Consider the following 20,404-nt stretch of genomic DNA (forward strand, 5'->3'; position numbering starts at 1 on the left):
TTCTCGGCTTTTTTATTAATTAAGGTAGCTTAAGTTTGAGGTTGCTCTGGGGCTAATTGAAGTGTATTTAGTGTCTGTTTTCTCACTTCAAGCAGTAGATCGCTATTTTCAATCAAGGATTGTCCATAAGAAGGAACCATTTCTTTCATCTTAGTTTGCCATTCTGAACCAGAAATACGCTCTTTAAAGCAGCTTTCTAAGATCTTAATCATGGTGTTAACCGTGGTTGATGCACCAGGCGATGCGCCAAGAAGAGCGGCTAGTGTGCCATCTTCAGAGGTGATTGCTTCAGTACCGAATTCCAGTTTACCACCGCCATCGGTTTTCTTGATGATTTGAACACGTTGTCCGGCATATGCCAGTTTCCAGTCTTCATTTTTTGCTTCAGGGAAGAACGTGCGCAAAGAGTCACAACGGTCGCTGTGCGATTGCTTAACTTCGCTGACTAGGTATTTAGTCAGGTCCATATTGTTCTTTCCGACGCTTAACATCGGGATTAAATTGTCTGCTTGGACACTTTTAAACAGGTCTAGCTTAGAGCCATTTTTCAGGAACTTCGTAGTGAATCCGGCAAATGGGCCAAATAGAATGGCACGTTTTCCGTCGATAATTCGAGTGTCTAAGTGTGGAACGGACATTGGGGGAGCGCCAATTGGTGCAGCGCCGTATACTTTGGCATAGTGTTGTTCTACTAGTTCTGGTTTCTCGCAGACAAGCCATTGGCCACTGACAGGGAAGCCACCGTATCCTTTGGCTTCTTTAATACCAGACTTTTGCAAAAGTGGTAATGCGCCACCACCAGCCCCTAAGAAGACAAACTTTGCGTTTACTTTGTTGTTTTTACCATTTTGGTTGAACTCAACATCCCACGATCCATCTTTTTGTTGCTTCAGATCGGAAACATTTGCATTCAGTTCAACATTAAAATCGCTCAGAGACGTAAGGTGTTTAGTCATATTACGAGCGATAGCGCCGAAGTTAACATCTGAGCCGTGTTCGATTCGAGTCGCAGCTAGCTTTTCGGTATTGGTGCGTTGACGCATAATCAGTGGCATCCACTCAGTAAGAGTATCGATGTCTTCTGAATATTTCATTTCTTTAAAGGCTGGATGGGCGCTCATTGCTTCGTAACGAGATTTCAGCGCTTTAACGTTATCTTCACCCCAAACAAAACTCAAATGAGGAACGCGATTTATAAACTCTTTGGGGGAGGGTAGAAGGCCTTTATTGACCAAATACGACCAGAATTGAAGGCTTACTTCAAACGCAGTATTGATGTTGACTGCCTTGTCAATATTCATCGTTCCGTCTGCGTTTTCCGATGTATAGTTGAGCTCGCAATATGCCGCGTGTCCAGTTCCTGCGTTATTCCAACCATCGGTACTTTCTTGAGCAATGTTACCTAATCGCTCAAGCATGGTAATTGAAATCGTAGGGTCAAGCTCTTTTAATAGCACTCCAAGGGTAGTACTCATCGCACCCGCCCCGACCAATAATACATCTACAGAATTTGTGGTCATTACATTTCGCCGTGTTGTAGCCAATAATTTCTATGAGAGGAAGCACAAAGGGGCTTTTGGCAAAGAGATAATTTTATATCTCCCCTATAAATGCTTTCTCTCCTCAGAACGTCAATTTCTTATAAAGTTAATTACTTAATGGATTTAGAAACTAAGTTTATAAGACTCTGATAGGGGTAGTCGAAGCTTTAAATTAAGCTTCTGAATTGATTATACGGATTTTAACGCTAATGTCTTGGGACGAAAGTACAACTTTTTATGAAAAAAGGGTTCCAAAAGTCCCCAAACTTGATTATTTCGTGATTTTTGGCTCGATTTTGAAAACTTAGCCTGAAAATTGCTGCTAATATTTAAGTATAGGGAAGATAAATAGTCGAAATTGTTTGCCGAAATGTTTCTCAAAACAGGAGTTCACATGTTAGTGCAAGATGTCATGGTTAAAGAGGTCGTGTGTGTTGAAATGGATGCTCGGTTGCCAGAGGTCAAAACAATTCTGCAAAATCGAGGATTTCATCATCTACCCGTACTAGAAGACGGACGATTAGTCGGTATTATTTCGGACCGCGACATATTGAGGCTAGTGAGCCCATTTATAGGAAAAGTGAATGAGCAAGCGAGAGATCTGGATACGCTCAACCGTGCTGCTCATCAGATTATGACGCGCCAGCCTATTACAGTGAAAGGGGATGCTGAAATCAAAGATGTCGTAAATTGGATGCTAAAAGTGGGTATTTCTTGCGTGCCCGTGGTGGACGACACCGAAGCCGTTGTGGGAATAGTGACTTGGCGCGACTTGATTAACCACGCCAAGTTTGAATTCTAGTGCTCGGTTAAGGTGTTGTAACTTTCGTTCTCTTGAATTCTAGCGCAATGAGAATGAATAAGTTGACCTGAAATAGACGCTAAGCTGGACGTTAAAGGTAAATCGGAAATCGGGAACCAATCGGCACTTTCAATTTCCCCCTCTGCTGGTGTTATCTCGCCACTTTCGTACTCTGCATAGAATCCGACCATGAGCTGATGAGGAAATGACCAAGGTTGTGAGCCTACGTATTCTATGTTTTTAACTCGAATACCCACTTCTTCAAAGACTTCGCGGTGTACCGCTTCTTCTAAAGGTTCCCCTGCCTCAACAAAGCCTGCAATGTTACTGTACATACCTTCTTTCATATGAGGGGAGCGAGCAAGCAAGATAGTATTTCCTTTGCGTATGGATACGATAATGCAGGGCGAAATTCTAGGATAATGCCTGAGGTTGCATGAGCTACAGATCTTAGTGTGTTCGCTGTCATGCTTGGTTGTCATCTTTGTTCCGCAGCGGCCACAAAACTGATGATCGCGGTTCCAATGAGCAAGTTGTTGTGCGCGGCTTAATATTAAGAAGTTACTTTCGGTCTCACGTAGAAGAAGATCTCGTAATGAAATGGAATCGAGCCCCGCTGGTTTTTTTCCTAGAAGGCAGACAAAGACATCATTGTCTTGCCATGTTCCGCAGAAAACCGGACTTGTCTTGTTGTCTGGTTGGAAATCCTCAAGCGAAAATAGAAACTGATCGTCAGAGATTATTACCTGATTTTCGTACAACAATATGTACTGAGCTTGCGTGTGTGGTTTGGGGTGTTTGTCGATCCCAATGGTAAGCATGCGGAAACTACCTGTTGTCTGAATAGAAAAGTCCTAAACAGTATATCTTAGCCAGTAGTTTTGATAACAAAAAGAGATAATTAGAAATTACGAGAGAAAAAAGAGAAATGGTGGAGGGAGGTGGATTCGAACCACCGAAACTTTCGTGGCAGATTTACAATCTGCTCCCTTTGGCCACTCGGGAACCCCTCCACAGCAGCGCGGCGTATAATACATACGCCGGTTCTTGCTGTAAAGTTATTTTTTCAACAAAAACAAATTAACGTGATAAAAGCTTTTCAAGTTTTGCTTTCATACGTTCTTCAGCAGACATTTTGTTGTAAATTTCGTCTTCTTGCTTCGCTTTTGGTGCTGGGCGAGAAGGCTTAGCTTTATGTTTACTTTGTGAGGAGCCGTTATTCTCTTTTCCATAAGATTTTTTGGATTTTGGCATCGGCTTGTTTGGCGCGGCTTTCTTAGGGCGAGCAGCTTCAGGTAAAGCAGGCTCATCACTGACGGCAACGCCTTCTAGATCAAATCTAGGCTGACCAGACAGCAAACACTTTTTATAGCGATCAGAACGTGTGTAGGCGGCAAGTGCGCGTTTCTGCTTACTTGCGTTAAACTGTTCATCAAGCTCCATGTCTTTATCAATGCCCACTTTAAGCGGCTTTGGATTGTTCCAGTCGAATGCTTTCGGGTATCGATCTTCAAGCATTTTGATTAAACGACGGTTATTTTTTTGATTCTTTTGACGCTTTTTTTGCTCTGGTGTCAAAGTTGAAACATCCTTGGCAGCTTCCTGATCAGAAGGCGCTGTCGAATTATCTAATGTTTCAGTCGTTGTGTCGTCTGTTGTTTCCGTAGCGCGTTCTAGCTCTGGGTTTTCTGTAGTCATGAGATCTGTCTGTAAATGATTTATCTTGTTTGATAGGTCTGATTGCTCAGCCTGCTCAAGTAAATGTAGATCGAAGCTTAATTGATTCTTTGAATCGTCACTCGGGGAACCGGAGTCTTCAGGACGAATGTCTGTGCCTATTTCTCTGATTTCTTGTTGTGGCGCTAAAAGATCTAACGAATCCTCAATGTACAACTTTAGTTGGTCTTCGGTCGAACGTTTTGTCATGCCAGACAATAAATCGAGCGAAGCACTTTGTTGTGCCGCAGAAGAAGGTGTTGAGGTAATACCTTCTTCTTTTAATTGCCGTATTTCTTCTTGGGCTAATTCAAGCTCTCGCACAAGCTCCGTTATTTTGCCTTCAAGTTTGGCGATTAATGTTTCCATATAAAAACAAACCTAATCGGTAATGTGCGCGGCCACAAATATGACATTTTGCAATTAACCGTTTACTTTAATGGTGTTAGAGGGACATAGGGCGTATTTGCTCTACCTGTCATCTCTTCTAAAAAATGCGCATTGGGCTCATCGAATCCAAAATCCTCCGACACCCACCAGTCAATTCCCGCATATATCGCCAGACTTACCAGCGCTAAATAAAACATTTTCATCCTATTTAGAATGTTAGCCCAACACCTAGGGTAGCGTGTCTATCATATGCGGTATCACTGCTATTATACACCTTGAAGAACACATCCATACGTGTGTTATCCGATGTAGCAATACGCAGTCCAGCTTCTGGGAAGTATGCTAGATTATCAACAAGATAGGCTCCAACACCAATATAACTCCATATTGGTTTGTTTTTTCCCCAATGGAACAAGGGAGTGGATGTGTATAAACGTGCTCCCAGATTTATGCTGCTTTCGTAGCTGTCTCTGAGTATAAACGTTGCACCGCCATAGAGTGATAAACTTCTAGGGTAAGTGTATTCGATCGACGTATTTAACACACCTGAAGTCGTGCCTGTTGCAGTAGAAGGTTTGCTAAAAACGTATTCATAAGTTACTAGACTTGCGAATTGCCCTGAAGCTGACATCGCGCCTGATGCGCCAAATAACAATGCTGCTGCAACAAACTGCTTCATATTACTTATCCAACTGGTTCAAGCGGTCAAGCATTTGGTTAAGAGAAGACTCCCAACTTGTTTGCTGTTCCGATTTTTGAGTCAGGCCTGCGCGAAGTTCTTCTTTTTCTTCGGACAGTTCATAGTTTTTCATTTCAAGTTCAGATACTTTCTGACGCAGAGAGGAGATTTCTTCAACAGCGTTGTTTATTCTCTGTTCTAAGTGGTGCAGTAGTTCGTTATTCATCTATATTCCTAAGCTTTGAGTCGCTTTTGTCGGTTCTTATAATATATAAAGCATGATTGTAGTGATTTACCATGCGATAACAACATCTTGTTGTTGAACATTCAAAATCTTAGCATCAACGGACAGTTCTCCGATCGCAAAATTAGGCTGAACTTGAGTAATTGTCACGTTAATATTTGCATTATTGAGCTGAGTTTGCGTATTTTGCAGCTGGTTGTAAATTTCGTATCGACGATAAACACGGAATTGATCGCCTTTTTTTATGCCGGCTAACGACCCCGCCGAAAGGTGTATTAGGTTTCCTTCCGTGCGGAAAATATTCGCAACAAAAGGTTGGCAGCGTAATTGATCGCTCGTGTCGAGAGAGCTGTCTCTAAGTACTTGAGCAACCACTTTTCCATAGTTAAGCGACCAAAATTTTCCAGAGCCAAACCTAACTTTGTCTGCTTCGTCAGTATCCCATTCGCCCGATTCATCATAATGATGTTCAAAGATCAGAGCACCACTAAAACCGTCATAAACGTAGAGATCTAACACCATTTTACGTTGTTGATCTTCTTTTTTAGCCCAACTTAACAAGTTGTTGATTGGTGTTTTTTGGTTTGGGTGTTTAGGGTAGGTTTCACCAATATCTCGAATGACACCGCTGATGACGTATTGCACGCCAAGATCCTCGCCTAAGCGAGTGATGTTTGTTAGCGAACCATCGTAGTTTGTTGAGGTAGGCGCATTTATTAAATCTGGGTAGACAGAGATATTCGTTGCAGACAGTGCTTTTAAATACCCTTGATGATTGATTTCTTGTACGAGACTTTTTGGCAGTTCGCGGGAAATATTATATAAAGCCCCTAACCTTGCCTGTTGAGGAACTTGCAATTCAAAGCTGGTGATGGCGACGGACTTTTTATATAAATTAGAAGCACCGTTATCACACATGGATTCAGGTGTAATATCGACTTCAACCAGCAGAGAAAGAAGGTTGTCATCAACAGATTCAGACAGAATTCGAGTGTTTTGTGTTTTGCCTGCGGCTTGAAGCCTTAGTTTGCTGGAAATCTGACCATTGGTTAGTGATTCAGTGACGGATAACCTGGAACTCGCTTGCAAAGTCGCTTGTTTTATCGCTTGTTCCGTGGCTCGGTAGCGCGCATCTGTAATGTCATTATCGTAGATTATCGCATCGCCTCGCGCCTGAATCGTGGTCGCAAATACATTTGCTGCCGTGAGCATACAGGTCGTAATAATAATCGCGAAAGTGACAACTGTTTTCTGCAAAGAGCGCATACGAACGTCCTTTTTACTCTACCGTATATAAGCTAGTGGCTGTGTTTGTTCCGCGGTTTTGCGTTGCACTCGATGTTTTGTAGCTAGGGCGAACTTGGCACGCAGGGTTGCTCAAGATGGAGCTTGGAGAGCTAACGCATTGTCGAAAATTTTCTTGTAACGCCATTTCTACAACCGTTTCGAATGTGCCATCTTCCAATTCCCGTTGTGAAACAACTTTCGCACCCACTAAATAAGCATCGACATAAGTACGCAATTCATCATGCGTTGCCATCATATTGGTTATGGAGCTGGTGCCGTCAATTTTTAAACCGTAAACGCGTTCCGCTAAATTTCGATAAGCGTCCAGTTTTGAGCCGCGCAAGGACATTAATCGAGCCTGAGACTTAGACAGGTTTTTTCGGCTGATTGGAGCAGAGTAGCCTGTTGCGTTAACAATGATAGGGTCACGAGGAATGACGTCAATGATTTCGATGTCTTTTTCTTCACCTGTAGTGATATTTGAAATACTGTTATTACAAGGTGAAACGGACGTACATTCAGGAGATAAAACAGGGCCGCCGCTGCAGGCTGATAACACAATAGAAGCGATTGCAAGAAAAGGCAGTTGTTTAAAAACAGACATGTTGTATCTCCAAGTAGTGCACTACGATGTTTGAAATCATGTTTTTCATAAATTGGTCAATTTTCGCCGACAGAGATTACCTTATCATGCGTTATATACTTCAAGCACATAGAACGCGTTTGGGGTTTCTTAATGAACTCTGTAAATTTTTAGCTTTTGTTTAGGCTTAGCCACTATTGTGGCATTTTTTTCCATCGCTGTATCAGAATTTGGCGTAGGAACCATTTCAGTTTTATTCTGATAATAGTGATTGTAAGTGCAGCCACTTAAAAATACGGCCATTGTTACGCTAATTATTGTGTTTATTGAGAAGACTCTCACGCTCAATGCTCCTGAAGTATCCTAATAATGCATTATCTACTAATTTTACGGATTTTTAAGGTAGTTCTTGAAGAAGATTTGCACTTTTTGACTCAGAAATTCGTCTATTCATCGTCAACATAGGCGCATTGAGTGTATTATACTGGTTGTATGTACAGTCTTGGGGTGTTTAATGCGTAAAATCATTCACATCGATGCCGATTGCTTTTATGCGGCAGTCGAAATGCGAGACGACCCAAGTTTGTGTAATGTTCCATTAGCAATTGGCGGGCCGTCTAATTCTCGCGGAGTGCTTGCTACTGCAAATTATAAAGCGAGAGAGTTTGGTGTTCGCTCTGCCATGCCCAGCTCCGTTGCAAAACGATTATGTCCTGATCTGCTTATAATTCCGGGTAACATGTCAAAGTATCAGGAAGTCTCTCGACAGATGCACGCCATATTTCGAGATTATACTGACATTATTGAACCTCTTTCGCTGGATGAGGCCTATTTAGACGTTTCAGAGAGCGGCGCATTTGGCGGTAGTGCGACGCTTATTGCTCAAGAGATCAGGCAAAGAATCGAAAACGAAACCGGTATTACGGTATCGGCAGGTGTCGCGACAAATAAGTTTATAGCCAAGGTCGCAAGTGATTGGAATAAGCCTAACGGCATAAAAACAGTTTCGCCATCTGAGGTTCAGGCATTTGTGACCGATATTCCCGTGGCTCGAGTATCAGGCGTCGGAAAGGTTGCTCAAGAAAAACTGAGCGTAATGGGCGTAGAGACCTGTGGAGACCTTAAAAATATTTCGTTTGATCAGCTATTAAAGTCTTTCGGCAGTATGGCCTATCGTCTTCAGCAGTTTTCAAAGGGAATAGACGAACGGCCGGTTCAAGTATCACGAGATCGAAAAAGCCTATCCGTTGAACATACTTTCGCTTTTGATTTAGAAGGCACTGAACAATGTATTCAGCAGCTTCCGAACATAATAGAAGAGCTCAAAATCAGAGTGAAAAAAAAGCAATGTCTTCAAAATATCCGAAAATACTACCTAAAATTGAAGTTTAGTGATTTTTCTCAGACAACCATAGAAAGGCCTATATCAGGAAAGTTAGACGATTTCGTGTTTTTTGAATTACTGAATGAGGCATATTCAAGACACAATAAACCCGTGCGCTTGATCGGTGTCGGGTATCGTCTTACTGCGCCAATATCCAATCAACTTTCGTTATTTTCTTAAATTGTCTTCTCTCGATTATGTGCTAAGTGACTTTTAGTATCGCTCCATTAATAAAAAATAACTGTCTATATTTTGTTCGTTAGTAACCTGTCTTCTATATTGAAAAAGGGCATGGCGCAGAATATCCGGCGGTGGTTGTTGCAAGTAGGCACGTATTGCTGCTCGAAAGCGCAAATCTATAATGACTGCTGAATGACACGGCAGCACACTCAATAGGTGGCTGACTATGAGAACGTCGAGTGAATTAAAAACTGAATTAGCAAGAAGTACCCCTGGGTCACTTTCGCAGCGGCTCAGGTTTGATGTGGAGCAAACATTAAAAAGCCTGTACGCAGATGAATCTCTTGCTGACAGAATGGACGATCTATTTATACCCTTTGCAGACTGGGTAAGTGAACGCTCTAGACCGAATATTGGACCGCTAATCTTGGGCATGTCTGGTGCTCAAGGATGCGGCAAAACAACGTTTTGTACTGTTGTGAGTCATATATTAAGAAAGGGGTTTGATCTAAATGCCGTTGTTCTGAGTTTGGATGATCTTTATCTCACTCATTCTGATCGCATGAAATATTCGAATGAAGTCCATCCTTTGTTTTCGGTACGAGGTGTGCCCGGAACGCATGACGTAGTGCTGGCTGATACGATTATTCAGCGGTTAAAAGATCTGAAAGACGGCGAAGTGATGTTTTTACCCGCGTTCGACAAATCGATGGACGACCGTAAGCCTGTTCATCGCTGGACTCAAGTGGAGGGACCCGTTGACGTTGTGTTTTTTGAAGGTTGGTGTGTAGGTGCAAGTGAAATGCCTAAAAAAACATTGCAAGAACCGATGAACCTTCTTGAAGAAAAGAATGATTCCAGTGCGCAGTGGCGAAACTGTGTTAATGAACACCTTAAGCACGATTACCGGTCTCTGTTTGAGCACATTGATATTTTACTTTGGATGCAAGCGCCAAATTACGACGTGGTTTATGACTGGCGAAACAAACAGGAAAGAACCTTGGAAAACCATTTGTACGATATTCATGGTGGTATTCTTGATACTTTGGATATAAAGGTCATGTCGAGCGAAGAATTAAAAGCGTTTATGCAGCATTATGAGCGGCTCACCCGATTTATGTTATCAAGTATGGCGGGACGTGCAGATGTTGTTTTTACACTCGATGAATCTCAAAAAGTCGTGAAGTGGGATTACCCTATAGAGCATTGATCTAGGGGATTTCGCGAGGCAGTAATGCGATTGGTGAACTCTATTTCAGGTTATTCGTTGCTTCTTTAATATGATAGGCTATCACGATAATTGATAGTCTATTTTTTTGTTAAGCGAATGTTGCATTTGTTACTCGTCTTAACGACCTGTTGGAGAATATACCTATGGCTGGCTCGCTTGAAGCAATCTACGTAGAAACGAATGAAAACCCCACTCATGCGGTTATTTGGTTGCATGGACTGGGAGCTGACGGCAATGATTTTAAAGGGGTTGTTCCTTCTCTTGGTTTAGATAATGCCTCTGTTCGATTTGTTTTTCCTCATGCTCCTATCCGACCTGTAACGATAAACGGCGGGATGGAAATGCGCGCATGGTACGACATTCTAGAAATGGATTTAGATCGTAAGGTGGATATGGCAAATATTGATGAATCTTGTGAGCAGATCTCAGCCTTGGTCGAGGAGCAAATTGCACAAGGTATTACGTCAGACAAGATCATCATAGCGGGCTTTTCTCAAGGCGGGGTGATTGCATATCAAATGGCATTAACGTCAAAACATAAATTTGCTGGCGTAATGGCGTTGTCTACTTATTTAGCGGATTTTGAGAGCGTTCCTGAGGCAAATACGGTTGCGAATCACACAACGCCTTTTCTCATTCATCACGGATCTTACGATCCCGTTGTTGAGCCAACGCTTGGAGCTCGTGCCAAAGCAATTTTGACAGACAAAGGGTTTGATACATCGTATCAGAGCTATCCAATGCCTCATTCGGTTTGTCCTGCTCAGATCGGCGATATATCGGCTTGGCTTAAAGGCGTTATCGAGTAATGGCTGCGCTGGCTGAATATTTAGTTTTTGCGAAAAAGCTAGCGCACCACGCCGGGGTGATGATGCTAGAGGCAAGACAATCCTCAACCTTTGAGAGTGACTATAAATCTGGACACGAACTCGTTACCAGTGTGGATATCGCTGTAGATGACTATTTGTGTTCACAAATCAGAGAACAATACCCTGAACATGACATATTCTCTGAAGAATCGACGCCAGATTTGTTGATTTGTGGGGAGAATAGCGCGCCTGTCTGGGTGATTGACCCGATTGATGGCACCGTCAATTTTGCACATGGTTTGCCTCATGTTGCAGTTAGTATCGGTTTGTATATAAATGGCAAAAGACAGCTTGGTGTTGTTGAAGCGCCATTCTTAGGTCAAACATACTGGGCTGTTTTAGGATCTGGTGCGTATTGTAATGATGAAAAAATAAGTGTTTCTAATCAAGAAAACCTACGTAATGCTCTTGTGGCAACGGGTTTTCCTTATCGAAAAGAAACGCTTACCGAGCTCGTTCCGAAAGTAGGGCGGATACTTGAACACTGTCAGGATGTTCGTCGCAATGGCTCCGCTGCATTGGATCTGTGTGCGGTTGCTCATGGTTTCATGGATGCCTACTACGAAAGCGTAAAGCCTTGGGACATGGCCGCAGGCGCCATTATCGCGGAAGAAGCTGGCGCCTCTATTGGTCACTTCGGTGATATTCGCAAAGAGTGGCCAGAAGCGCTAAATGGAGACTGTTTGCTCGTCTCAACGCCAAAAATATATGAACAACTAGCCTCATTGCTCAAGTAATGCCGAACGTAAAGCGTGTGTATTGAGGCTAACGCAAATATCTAAGAGGAAGTATGTCAACTGTATCGTTTATTGTCGCTTTGGCCGTTTCGGTCATTGTTATCGTAGTGTCATTGGGTTTTATTGTCCGTCAATTAAAGAAAAACAAACTCAGGGAAGAAAAGATTGCTGAGGGCGAAAAACGTTTGGCTGAAGAACGTGCGAAACGGGTAGAGAGCGTTAAGGTTATTCTTCAAGCATTGGAAAGTGATGAGAACTTAACTTGGATTGAGGCAAGTATCCGGATTAAAAATCTACTGGATCAACTGAGTATTGACCTTTCAGAGCACGAAACAATCAATGCTTTTTATTCCGTTGAAGCAGAAACTCAGCACATTCCAACACATCAGCAATGGAGCGATCTCCCTGTCAAAGCTCGTATGAGTTTTTTGAAGGAAATGGATTCAGTAGAAGCCAAATATAAGTCCACATTAGAAACAGCTCGAACCGATTTGCTGGCATTTCCGTTAGAGTAAATAACGGTGTTTTGGCAGATTTTGTTATCGGTCGGTTTATGTTTTAGTCTCTTGTGCGGGCTACTGATATTCTTTATACGTTTTAAAGAGCGCGTGCCTTATTACATTATTGAACATCAAAAGTGTATTTGTTTACTCGATCTTGCTGTAAAAGGTAGGTTGCCTGAACATGATTGGCATATTTTTATCGGAATGGGCGTTCGAACTGATGAACAGGTTGAAGCTCTTCGGGAGAAATGTGCCGAGATTGATGAGGCATTTTGTCGAGGAACGAAGTTATTTGAGGGACGGCCGTGTGTTGCCTTTTCAGAAGAAGGAATCAAACAACTTACTGCTTTGTTAGATGAGTGGCGACATAAAGCCAATTATCAAGCTTAAGGTCAATGTAGCGATTCGATATAACTTTCCTTAGTTTATTCAGAAGTTCAAAAATATGGGAGCGAACCTTTAATGAATGATCTAAATGATTTGCTGGATCAAGGCTCGCAGTGGGCGCCGTGGATCGTCGATATGGCGATTGGTCTAGCTGCAGGCATCGTCATTTTCTTTGTTGGTCGTTTTTTAGCGAAGAAAATTTCAAAATGGTGTGAACGTCGAATGCTTAAGTCCAATGTGGACAAAGCGGTTGCTGGGTTCACGGCAAGTATTATATATGCGCTGATTTTTGCGGCATCGACTCTAATGGCGTTAGGTCAGGTTGGGGTTCAAACGACGTCGTTTATTGCCATCTTAGGTGCAGCAGGTTTAGCCGTTGGCTTGGCTTTGCAAGGATCTTTGTCTAACTTTGCCTCAGGCGTGCTGATTATTATGCTGCGTCCTTTCCGCGCTGGTGATTTTATAGAAGCAGCGGGTCAGATGGGTGTTGTGGATCGCATCGAGTTATTTCACACAGAGTTAAAAACACCGGATAACCGCGTAGTTATCATTCCAAACTCCAGTATTATGGGTGGCAGCATCGTGAACTTTTCACGAGAAGCGACACGCCGTTTGGATCTGGTAATAGGCATCAGTTATGACGCAGATATCAGGTTGGCAAAAGAGTTGTTAGAAGGCATTTTAAACTCAGAGGATCGAGTTCTTAAAGATCCGGCTTATGTGATCGCTGTTGGCGAACTGGCAGACAGCTCTGTAAACTTCAATGTTCGCCCTTGGGTGAAATCTGAAGATTACTGGGGCGTAAGAGCGGATTTGCTAGAAAAAATTAAGTACACATTTGATGAAAATGGCGTCGGCATTCCATATCCTCAAATGGACGTGCATGTTACAAAAGCAGACTAGCTGTCTGCTAATTAGTTGTAGCTAATAAAATTGACTGAACCCTTTACACACAGTTAAAGGGTTGCAACGCTCGGCTTAGGTCGAGCGTTTTCGTTTGTTGTACAATTGATGCTTTTTGGAATTTGGGAGTTATTAGAAAACGCATTATTAATCGATAGAAAGGCACCTAAAGTAGGTATTTGTTCAATAGATTTATGTTGCCCAGTAAGTCTCCCTTCTATTCGTTTTAGGAGTAGGAAGACTTTATCTAATCTTATATGCTCCGTTAATCCATTTTTGTGCTTCTCAGTCACCAACTCAACATTTTAGATAGTACGGTTAGTAGGAATTTAAAATGCGCACAAAGCTCATTACTCGTGAAGGTTATCAAAAGCTCAAGGATGAAATTGATTTTTTATGGCGTAAGGAGCGTCCTGAGATTACCAAAATTGTTACTTGGGCTGCAGGTCTTGGTGATAGATCTGAAAATGCAGATTACCAATATAATAAGCGTCGGCTCCGTGAAATTGATCGTCGAGTACGTTTTCTTCGAAAAACTTTAGATGGTATTAAAATTGTAGATTACCATCCGCAGCAAGATGGAAAAATCTTTTTTGGTGCTTGGGTAACCTTGGGAAATGAGGATGAGAAAGAGCTTAAATTCCGCATTGTTGGCTCGGAAGAAATTTACGATAGAAATGATTACATTTCTATCGACTCTCCAATGGCGAGAGCCTGTCTAGGGAAACAAGTGGATGATGAAATTTTAGTACGAGCACCGGGTGGTGATATAACTTGGGATGTATTAAGTATTAAATACTTACCTACTTAGGGCTAGGGGCCTTTTTGGGCTTCCTATAGTTTTATAGAAAGTAGTTTCTTTTAAAAAATACATTTCTTCGAACTTTGCCGAGAACACGCCGCCTTTATGATAATGGCGTTTTATCGGATTGTATAATATCTCAATAAAACTAAATCTCTCTCCCTTTCACATCTTTCTTGCCGAATAGATCTTTCGTTTTGTTAATGGCTTCTTGAAGGTGGAAAAAAAGCTTTCTGCCACCGCGTTATCATGACAACTCCTTCGGCGACTCATTGAAGAAATCAAGTTATGAACTGCCATAAAAGCGAGATAGTCATTGCTCGCGTATTAGCTTCCCTGATCACAGTGTACTAATACTTCATGTGGTAATCCTTCGTGGGTTTTGAGGTAGGTGATACCACTTACCCACGCTTTATTAGGAGAGTCAGGGTTAAGCTGATGCTTCAAGATGTTATCAGCAATCGTGCCGACCTTGCACCCTTGGATGTGACGACCTTTATAGCCAATCTGAGCCTTAATGTTGTTATTGCGCATGATCCTGGCAACAGGATGTGGACTACAGGGTTCTCCTTCATCACGGAAGTTGCGGTGTATCCATCGGTTGCTATAGGTTCCACCGCTAGCAATGTGACATTCTCGTATTCGCACTAACAGTCTCAGATCTTTAATCAACCGATCAGATAACGGCTTCTTTAACCGCTTCGTTTTTGAGTTCTTCAGGGTAACGTTATGGGTTTCATAAAACACCTCTTGATAAGCTAGATTTGATTTGAATAGGTGTCTAATAGTCTCTGAAATGTCTAGGCTTATTAAGAGATATAATTGAATTTCATCAATTGAAACAATGATATAACGAAAGTGTTGTATCATCCATTTGTAATGTATGGTAAATTAACCGTAAATGTATTCATGTTTGTTTTTAAAAATGAATATTTTTATAAAACATTTTCGCGTTATTTTTCCCAAAATAATCAAACTGTATAAATTTGTATATCGTAAGTGAAGAATAAAAATGTTCTGTTGTACTCAAAAGATAATACCAATCATTCCCCTCTCTATTTTACTGTCTGCCTGTAGTGTTTCTGATTTTGAACCTGGCAATTTGTCGTTAGACTGTAGTTCTGAATATACTAGATGCAGTCCTGGTTTAGGGCCACGAAAAGTTGATGGGCTTGTTGTTCAGTTGGTTGATAGTCAGTCTGGTGTCACGGCTATTGATGAGATACCTGTCGTTATCCCTGATATTGAGCCTCTATTGTTTGGTTTTGACCAATGGCAATTATTAAGACAAGAGGACCTTTCGAAAGCCATTGACTTCTTGTTATTGAATCGACACTCAGGTGTTACTCTTCATGGCTATGCGGATCAATTTGGCAGCCAAGATTACAATCGGAAATTATCGAAATTACGTTCTCAAAGTGTTGAGAGTCTGCTACTCGAAGCAGGTGTGCTTCGCAATCAAATTCATATAGTCGGCCATGGCGAAACATCTCCAAAAGTTCCTGAAATTAGTGCTATGGGTGAGCTAACAAAAACTGAAATTATCGCCTATTACGCCCCCAATCGTAGAGTTGAACTTGAATTCGATCTCTCTTCTTTTATTGTCCAATCCAATTAATTTTAGATAAGGAAATGTCATGGCTTTAAGCCCTTTTTTTGGCAAAGCAGCTGTTGCTGTGTCTGTCTCGGTTGCATTGACGGCTTGTTCTGTAACACCTAATCGTCTTACCGATCAGCAGGTAATGTCTAATGCCTTTGATAATAGTGAGCTATTGGCACTCGACTTCGCGCCTATAATTGAGCCTATCGACTTAAATGATGCTTTTGCCCGTATTATTAAACATAACCGTGATGCCAGATTAAAAGCATTTGAAGCAGTGGTTTCTCAGGGGCAACTTGCAGTTGACCAATTTGATATGCTGCCAGAATTGGCTGTGAAGGCAGGTTATTCTAAGCGCAGTGAATATGATGCGTCTGCTTCTGTTAGTTACTCTGGTGGAAGTGCTACATCTTTAGGAGAAAATCCAAGCTACTCTGTTTCTGAAGATAAAAGTAATCTGAATGCCAGTATTGGGGCTACATGGGATACTTTAGATTTTGGTTTGTCTTATTACCGTAATAAGCAACAAGCTGATCGTTTTTTGATAGCCAAAGAGCGAGAGCGAAAAGTGGTTCATACTATAATGCAGCAAGCGAGAAACGCTTATTATAGGGCGGTTTCATCTGAACGTTCACTTAATAAAATTGATCCTTTAATTGCTAAAGTAAGATCGGCTTTATCTGATTCATCTCGTATTGAAAAGATGCGAATCCAATCTCCTATGGAAGCTCTGAGTTACCAGAGATCCCTATTAGAAGCACTACGTACTTTGCAAGAATTACGTAAAGATCTTATTCCAGCGAAATCAGAGCTTGCTACGTTAATGGGTCTTAACCCTTCTCAAAAATTTGAGCTCGCTGATGTAAGTCGTCCCCAATTTAAAGAGCCTGTAATGAATTTGGCTGTTGAAGATATGGAGAGAACTGCTTTGGTTCAGCGACCAGAGTTAATAGAAGCTCAGTATCAAGAGCGCATTACAAAGGAAGATGTAGATTCTGCATTTTTGACATTATTCCCAAGCCTTAGCCTAAATGCCGGGGTTTATTATAATAATTCGGATTACTTAAAATATAACGATTGGACCTCGGTTGGTGCAGGCGTTAATTGGAATCTGATGAATGTGTTCCGCTATGGCAAAATTAAACAGCTCAATAGTCTTAAGTTAGCGGCAACAAAACAGCAGGCGTTAGCGACATCAATGGCTGTCATTTCACAGGTTCATATTGCTAACATTCAGTTCTTAGAATCTAAAGAAACCTATGGTTTATCTATCGACTATCTAGATGTTGCTCAACGTATTCATGAGCAAGTCATCTCTAGTAAAGAAAGCAATAATATAGGTGAATTAACGGTTATTCGTGAAGAGCTCAATACCTTGTTAGCGGAACTGCGACGAGATGTTGCTTATGCTGACCTGCAAAATCATTTTGGAAGAATCTTAGTCTCTATTGGTGTCGACCCGTTGCCGTCTGGTTTTGGCCGTATGGATTTAGCTCAATTATCTAATGCTTTTGAAGCTATGTTTAGCCATTGGGAGCAAGGCGATATTCAGCTTGTATCAGAAGACGAGGTGTTATCTGCTGCTAAAGCGGAGAAAGCTGCTGAGCTAGAAGGTTAACGAAAATGATGCGATTTTTTATCCTATTGTGCTTAGGTTGTGCTGCCAGTGTCAGTTTTGCAGAAGGTCGTGCTCGCGGTTTGTTGATTGCGAGTCATAAGGCGACCTTATCTAGTGAGCTGTCTGCCAGAGTGGTTACTATCTCTAAAACAATGGGAGAAGCCTTCAATAAGGGGGATCTACTGGTAGCATTAGATTGTCGTTTATACGAAGCACAAAGGGATAAAATTGCAGCAGAAACTAATGTGGCGAAAGTCCGTTTAGATAATAGTCAGCAGCTAAATAAACTTCGTTCTATTGGTACTTTAGATGTTGCGATTGCTGAGTCCGAATTTAAAAAAGTTCAAGCTGAACTGCGTATTTCTGAACTCAATGTTGAGCGTTGCTCTATTTATGCGCCTTTTGATGGGGTTGTCGAACAGCTTGATGTTCAAACCTTTGAAATTGTTCAGCAGCAGCAAACGGTATTGAATATTGTCAATCGGAATCAGTTAGAGGCAGAGATCATTGTGCCTTCAAGTTGGATGTCTTGGTTATCAATTGATCAAGATATTCAGTTGGAAGTAGAAGAAACAGGGCAATTCTTGTTAGCAAAAGTGAGTCAAATTGGCCCTAGCATCGATCCAACCAGTCAAACATTGCAATTACGAGCACAGATTGCAAATTTACCAGACAAGGTGTTACCTGGAATGAGTGTCATCACCGAGTTTTAAAATCTATCTAATTTAGCGTTATTAATAAATGGACTTATTGAATGTTCAGGGGACTAATATGAAAAAATATCAAAGCAAAATTAAACCAGCACGTAAGCCACTGATTTCAGCCCTTGAGCCTCGTTTATTGCTAGATGGTGCTGCTGTTGCGACGGCCGTGGATGTATTGACGGATACGCAATTACAAAGTATCGAAGATCAAAATTCCAGTGAGACAGATGATAAAGCGTTAGCTCCTACAGAAGTGAGAGCAGTCGATGTAAGTCTTAATAATGGACGTAAAGAAGTCGTTTTTATCGATAGCAATATTGAAAATTATCAAACCCTTATTGAGAGTATTGATGAGGGTATTGAAGTCCAACTAATTGATGGCAACCAAGATGGCTTAGCACAAATAGCTATGTGGGCTGACACCCATTCTGGATATGATGCAATTCATATCTTGTCACATGGTAGTGAAGGGCAAATTGATCTCGGTAGCGCCACTTTAAACTCCGAATCGATAACAAGTTATAGTGACGAGTTAAGGCTGTTAGGTAACAGTCTTAATGAAAAGGGTGATCTTTTATTATATGGCTGCGAAGTAAGCCAAGGTGATGATCAACGCTTTATTGAGCAGCTTTCTCTAATAACAGGGGCGGATGTGGCGGCTTCTGATGACTTGACTGGTTCAGCTTTATTGGGAGGGGATTGGGAGCTTGAAAAAAGCATTGGCGTGATAAATAGCGATAACATTGAAAGTGACGTTTATGAACTAACCCTATCTGACAACAACGCACCTATATTCAGTGCTGGATCAGGTGCTGGTGCTGCACCAACTCAGATATCAGTGTTTAGCTACCCAAATCTAAACGGCTATGATCTAGATCCAGGTGAAGAAACTGAAAATGCTAATTTGGCCAGTATCATTCAGTCGGAGATTAATGATGGCGGTGCATATACTTTAGATACTTCCATTCAGAACTTTACCGATGATGATTTTGAAGATAAGTTAAATGAAAGTGGTTTCTTTTTCATGACAGATATGGAACATGAGGACCCAGATTCAGACGCTTTTTTACCCGATAGTGCGCAGTCGATAATTAAAAGTTGGGTAAGTAATGGCGGTGTCATCATGATGACAGGTACATATGGCTCTGATGATGTAAGCTTCTTAAATAATATTTTTGGTTGGGATTTAACTTCTCAGTACGGATCGAGTTGGAGTTTAAATGAAGACAACGCGTCAGGTACACCATTTGAAGGGGGGCCAACCTCATTAAATCGTCCTAGTGCCACAGATTCGATTGGCAGAGGTACGGTAGAAGGTTTTACTGCTATTTATGGTACCGATGATAATGCCACTGTAGCGACCATAGAGTATGGTGCGGGTACTATTATTTTCTTAGGATATGATTTTTATGATAGTGGTGTATCTGGTACAGGGTTTACCGATACCGCGACCCAATATGGAAATGATGTTGAGACTGGCAGCAATAATTCAAATGACTGGGTGCAAGAAATTATTCCTAGGGCATTAGACTATTCGGCAAGATTATCAAGCAGTAGTTATGAACTACTTTCTGATGGCTCATCATTAACCTTAGACAGTGATTTTATCGTTACTGATTCAGATACCTCAGACAGTGTTACCTTATCGGTCTCTTCTGTGACAGCGGTACAGAAAACAGAGGGCAGTGATGCTGTTACCCTATCTGATGATGAAGCAGTAGCATATGAAGGTATGTTGGTAATAGCGAATGAGAATGCGCTTGATTCTGAAACAAGTACAACAACGGTAGATTGGAACTTTAGTGCTGATGCCAAGGCTTTTAGTGCTTTAGCGGGTAATGAAAGCCTTGTTCTTACATACGTGATTGAAGCAGAAGACAGTAATGGCGCAACAGCAACTACTGAGATTGAAATTACCATTCATGGTTTTAATGATGCGCCAGACATTCAGGCAGTGGATGTTATGGGTACTATCACAGAGGGCACAAGCGTCGCGGACAGTGGCAGTATCACCTTTACTGATGTGGATCTATCTGATACACCAACGGCGACTAAATCCACCAAATCTGTCAGTGCTATCGGACAAGATGGCACCACCGCTCTGACGTTGACGGCAGAACAACGGGCAGCCATTGAAGCGGCCTTTAGCATTGAAAACGTCAATACGAACACAAATGATGGCACGGTCAACTGGGCCTATAACATTAGCGAAGCAAACCTGAATTTCTTAGGTGCTGGTGAAGT

The 20,404-nt window shown here is 41.7% G+C and carries 22 protein-coding genes and 1 tRNA gene; 13 read left to right on the forward strand and 10 right to left on the reverse strand.

What is annotated here, in order from left to right; translation table 11 throughout:
* Positions 1 to 29: 29 nt before the first annotated feature.
* On the reverse strand, positions 30 to 1,520 hold the full coding sequence (gene mqo, locus DFP79_RS16630; RefSeq protein ID WP_133505061.1) for a malate dehydrogenase (quinone): 1,491 nt from the start codon (positions 1,518 to 1,520) through the stop codon (positions 30 to 32).
* Positions 1,521 to 1,935: 415 nt separating this feature from the next.
* On the opposite strand from mqo, the gene DFP79_RS16635 reads away from it, so the two are divergent.
* Positions 1,936 to 2,343: a CBS domain-containing protein gene (locus DFP79_RS16635; protein WP_133505062.1), complete on the forward strand. Its 408-nt coding sequence runs from the start codon at positions 1,936 to 1,938 to the stop codon at positions 2,341 to 2,343.
* Here DFP79_RS16635 and nudC read toward each other — a convergent pair.
* The 8 genes from nudC to DFP79_RS16670 all read right to left on the reverse strand — a co-directional run bounded on the left by nudC (position 2,340) and on the right by DFP79_RS16670 (position 7,263).
* Positions 2,340 to 3,164 (reverse strand): NAD(+) diphosphatase, encoded by an 825-nt coding sequence (nudC, locus tag DFP79_RS16640; RefSeq protein WP_133505063.1) that lies wholly within the window; start codon positions 3,162 to 3,164, stop codon positions 2,340 to 2,342. The genes DFP79_RS16635 and nudC overlap by 4 nt on opposite strands.
* Positions 3,165 to 3,272: 108 nt before the next feature.
* Positions 3,273 to 3,356: transfer RNA gene (locus DFP79_RS16645), tRNA-Tyr, on the reverse strand.
* Positions 3,357 to 3,423: 67 nt separating this feature from the next.
* The gene (locus tag DFP79_RS16650; protein WP_133505064.1) at positions 3,424 to 4,428 is read right to left on the reverse strand and encodes a ProQ/FINO family protein; all 1,005 of its coding nucleotides are present in this window, start codon (positions 4,426 to 4,428) and stop codon (positions 3,424 to 3,426) included.
* Between the two features lie 62 nt (positions 4,429 to 4,490).
* Positions 4,491 to 4,646, reverse strand: coding sequence for a hypothetical protein (locus DFP79_RS17915; RefSeq protein ID WP_166637723.1), 156 nt, complete (start codon positions 4,644 to 4,646; stop codon positions 4,491 to 4,493).
* A gap of 11 nt (positions 4,647 to 4,657) precedes the next feature.
* Positions 4,658 to 5,128, reverse strand: a complete 471-nt coding sequence (locus DFP79_RS16655) for a hypothetical protein (protein ID WP_133505065.1) — start codon at positions 5,126 to 5,128, stop codon at positions 4,658 to 4,660.
* A gap of 1 nt (position 5,129) precedes the next feature.
* Complete coding sequence (locus DFP79_RS16660; RefSeq protein WP_133505066.1) at positions 5,130 to 5,354, reverse strand: cell division protein ZapB; 225 nt, start codon at positions 5,352 to 5,354, stop codon at positions 5,130 to 5,132.
* A 66-nt stretch (positions 5,355 to 5,420) separates the two neighbouring features.
* The gene (locus tag DFP79_RS16665; RefSeq protein WP_133505067.1) at positions 5,421 to 6,638 is read right to left on the reverse strand and encodes a flagellar assembly protein FlgT; all 1,218 of its coding nucleotides are present in this window, start codon (positions 6,636 to 6,638) and stop codon (positions 5,421 to 5,423) included.
* Positions 6,639 to 6,651: 13 nt separating this feature from the next.
* Positions 6,652 to 7,263 carry an LPP20 family lipoprotein gene (locus DFP79_RS16670; protein ID WP_133505068.1) on the reverse strand — a complete coding sequence of 204 codons (612 nt, stop codon included), beginning with the start codon at positions 7,261 to 7,263 and terminating at the stop codon, positions 6,652 to 6,654.
* 493 nt (positions 7,264 to 7,756) lie between these two features.
* Between DFP79_RS16670 and dinB the strand changes: the two genes are divergently transcribed.
* The 8 genes from dinB (at position 7,757) to greB (ending at position 14,247) form a co-directional block, all read left to right on the forward strand.
* The gene (dinB, locus tag DFP79_RS16675) at positions 7,757 to 8,806 is read left to right on the forward strand and encodes a DNA polymerase IV (RefSeq protein ID WP_133505069.1); all 1,050 of its coding nucleotides are present in this window, start codon (positions 7,757 to 7,759) and stop codon (positions 8,804 to 8,806) included.
* Positions 8,807 to 9,032: 226 nt separating this feature from the next.
* Complete coding sequence (locus tag DFP79_RS16680; protein ID WP_133505070.1) at positions 9,033 to 10,016, forward strand: hypothetical protein; 984 nt, start codon at positions 9,033 to 9,035, stop codon at positions 10,014 to 10,016.
* A 164-nt stretch (positions 10,017 to 10,180) separates the two neighbouring features.
* Positions 10,181 to 10,846, forward strand: a complete 666-nt coding sequence (locus tag DFP79_RS16685; protein WP_133505071.1) for an alpha/beta hydrolase — start codon at positions 10,181 to 10,183, stop codon at positions 10,844 to 10,846.
* Positions 10,846 to 11,643, forward strand: a complete 798-nt coding sequence (locus DFP79_RS16690) for an inositol monophosphatase family protein (RefSeq protein WP_133505072.1) — start codon at positions 10,846 to 10,848, stop codon at positions 11,641 to 11,643. Before DFP79_RS16685 ends, DFP79_RS16690 begins: the two co-directional genes overlap by 1 nt.
* Positions 11,644 to 11,696: 53 nt before the next feature.
* Positions 11,697 to 12,158 (forward strand): DUF2489 domain-containing protein, encoded by a 462-nt coding sequence (locus tag DFP79_RS16695; RefSeq protein WP_133505073.1) that lies wholly within the window; start codon positions 11,697 to 11,699, stop codon positions 12,156 to 12,158.
* Positions 12,159 to 12,251: 93 nt separating this feature from the next.
* A complete protein-coding gene (locus DFP79_RS16700; protein ID WP_243730301.1) occupies positions 12,252 to 12,536 on the forward strand; it encodes a hypothetical protein in 285 nt (94 codons plus the stop codon).
* 72 nt (positions 12,537 to 12,608) lie between these two features.
* Entirely contained in the window at positions 12,609 to 13,436 is an 828-nt protein-coding gene (locus DFP79_RS16705; RefSeq protein WP_208111448.1) for a mechanosensitive ion channel family protein, read from the forward strand.
* Positions 13,437 to 13,770: 334 nt separating this feature from the next.
* Positions 13,771 to 14,247 carry a transcription elongation factor GreB gene (greB, locus tag DFP79_RS16710; RefSeq protein ID WP_133505075.1) on the forward strand — a complete coding sequence of 159 codons (477 nt, stop codon included), beginning with the start codon at positions 13,771 to 13,773 and terminating at the stop codon, positions 14,245 to 14,247.
* Between the two features lie 318 nt (positions 14,248 to 14,565).
* Here greB and DFP79_RS18205 read toward each other — a convergent pair whose 3' ends face one another.
* The gene (locus DFP79_RS18205; RefSeq protein ID WP_341777660.1) at positions 14,566 to 15,108 is read right to left on the reverse strand and encodes an IS3 family transposase; all 543 of its coding nucleotides are present in this window, start codon (positions 15,106 to 15,108) and stop codon (positions 14,566 to 14,568) included.
* 142 nt (positions 15,109 to 15,250) lie between these two features.
* Here DFP79_RS18205 and DFP79_RS16720 point away from each other — a divergent pair, with 142 nt between their 5' ends.
* The 4 genes from DFP79_RS16720 to DFP79_RS16735 all read left to right on the forward strand — a co-directional run.
* Positions 15,251 to 15,856 (forward strand): OmpA family protein, encoded by a 606-nt coding sequence (locus DFP79_RS16720; RefSeq protein ID WP_133505077.1) that lies wholly within the window; start codon positions 15,251 to 15,253, stop codon positions 15,854 to 15,856.
* Between the two features lie 19 nt (positions 15,857 to 15,875).
* A complete protein-coding gene (locus tag DFP79_RS16725; protein ID WP_133505078.1) occupies positions 15,876 to 17,456 on the forward strand; it encodes a TolC family protein in 1,581 nt (526 codons plus the stop codon).
* Positions 17,457 to 17,461: 5 nt separating this feature from the next.
* Positions 17,462 to 18,169: an efflux RND transporter periplasmic adaptor subunit gene (locus DFP79_RS16730; protein ID WP_133505079.1), complete on the forward strand. Its 708-nt coding sequence runs from the start codon at positions 17,462 to 17,464 to the stop codon at positions 18,167 to 18,169.
* Positions 18,170 to 18,206: 37 nt separating this feature from the next.
* A partial coding sequence (locus DFP79_RS16735) for a DUF4347 domain-containing protein (protein ID WP_208111449.1) occupies positions 18,207 to 20,404 on the forward strand: 2,198 nt, incomplete at its 3' end.

The sequence above is a fragment of the Marinomonas balearica genome, from assembly GCF_004362145.1.
Classification (GTDB): domain Bacteria; phylum Pseudomonadota; class Gammaproteobacteria; order Pseudomonadales; family Marinomonadaceae; genus Marinomonas; species Marinomonas balearica.

Bases quoted from the DNA above. Each gene is read 5' to 3' on its own strand.
- mqo (WP_133505061.1), bottom strand. From the start codon at position 1,520: ATGACCACAAATTCTGTAGATGTATTATTGGTCGGGGCGGGTGCGATG.
- DFP79_RS16635 (WP_133505062.1), top strand. From the start codon at position 1,936: ATGTTAGTGCAAGATGTCATGGTTAAAGAGGTCGTGTGTGTTGAAATG.
- nudC (WP_133505063.1), bottom strand. From the start codon at position 3,164: ATGCTTACCATTGGGATCGACAAACACCCCAAACCACACACGCAAGCT.
- DFP79_RS16650 (WP_133505064.1), bottom strand. From the start codon at position 4,428: ATGGAAACATTAATCGCCAAACTTGAAGGCAAAATAACGGAGCTTGTG.
- DFP79_RS17915 (WP_166637723.1), bottom strand. From the start codon at position 4,646: ATGTTTTATTTAGCGCTGGTAAGTCTGGCGATATATGCGGGAATTGAC.
- DFP79_RS16655 (WP_133505065.1), bottom strand. From the start codon at position 5,128: ATGAAGCAGTTTGTTGCAGCAGCATTGTTATTTGGCGCATCAGGCGCG.
- DFP79_RS16660 (WP_133505066.1), bottom strand. From the start codon at position 5,354: ATGAATAACGAACTACTGCACCACTTAGAACAGAGAATAAACAACGCT.
- DFP79_RS16665 (WP_133505067.1), bottom strand. From the start codon at position 6,638: ATGCGCTCTTTGCAGAAAACAGTTGTCACTTTCGCGATTATTATTACG.
- DFP79_RS16670 (WP_133505068.1), bottom strand. From the start codon at position 7,263: ATGTCTGTTTTTAAACAACTGCCTTTTCTTGCAATCGCTTCTATTGTG.
- dinB (WP_133505069.1), top strand. From the start codon at position 7,757: ATGCGTAAAATCATTCACATCGATGCCGATTGCTTTTATGCGGCAGTC.
- DFP79_RS16680 (WP_133505070.1), top strand. From the start codon at position 9,033: ATGAGAACGTCGAGTGAATTAAAAACTGAATTAGCAAGAAGTACCCCT.
- DFP79_RS16685 (WP_133505071.1), top strand. From the start codon at position 10,181: ATGGCTGGCTCGCTTGAAGCAATCTACGTAGAAACGAATGAAAACCCC.
- DFP79_RS16690 (WP_133505072.1), top strand. From the start codon at position 10,846: ATGGCTGCGCTGGCTGAATATTTAGTTTTTGCGAAAAAGCTAGCGCAC.
- DFP79_RS16695 (WP_133505073.1), top strand. From the start codon at position 11,697: ATGTCAACTGTATCGTTTATTGTCGCTTTGGCCGTTTCGGTCATTGTT.
- DFP79_RS16705 (WP_208111448.1), top strand. From the start codon at position 12,609: ATGAATGATCTAAATGATTTGCTGGATCAAGGCTCGCAGTGGGCGCCG.
- greB (WP_133505075.1), top strand. From the start codon at position 13,771: ATGCGCACAAAGCTCATTACTCGTGAAGGTTATCAAAAGCTCAAGGAT.
- DFP79_RS18205 (WP_341777660.1), bottom strand. From the start codon at position 15,108: ATGATACAACACTTTCGTTATATCATTGTTTCAATTGATGAAATTCAA.
- DFP79_RS16720 (WP_133505077.1), top strand. From the start codon at position 15,251: ATGTTCTGTTGTACTCAAAAGATAATACCAATCATTCCCCTCTCTATT.
- DFP79_RS16725 (WP_133505078.1), top strand. From the start codon at position 15,876: ATGGCTTTAAGCCCTTTTTTTGGCAAAGCAGCTGTTGCTGTGTCTGTC.
- DFP79_RS16730 (WP_133505079.1), top strand. From the start codon at position 17,462: ATGATGCGATTTTTTATCCTATTGTGCTTAGGTTGTGCTGCCAGTGTC.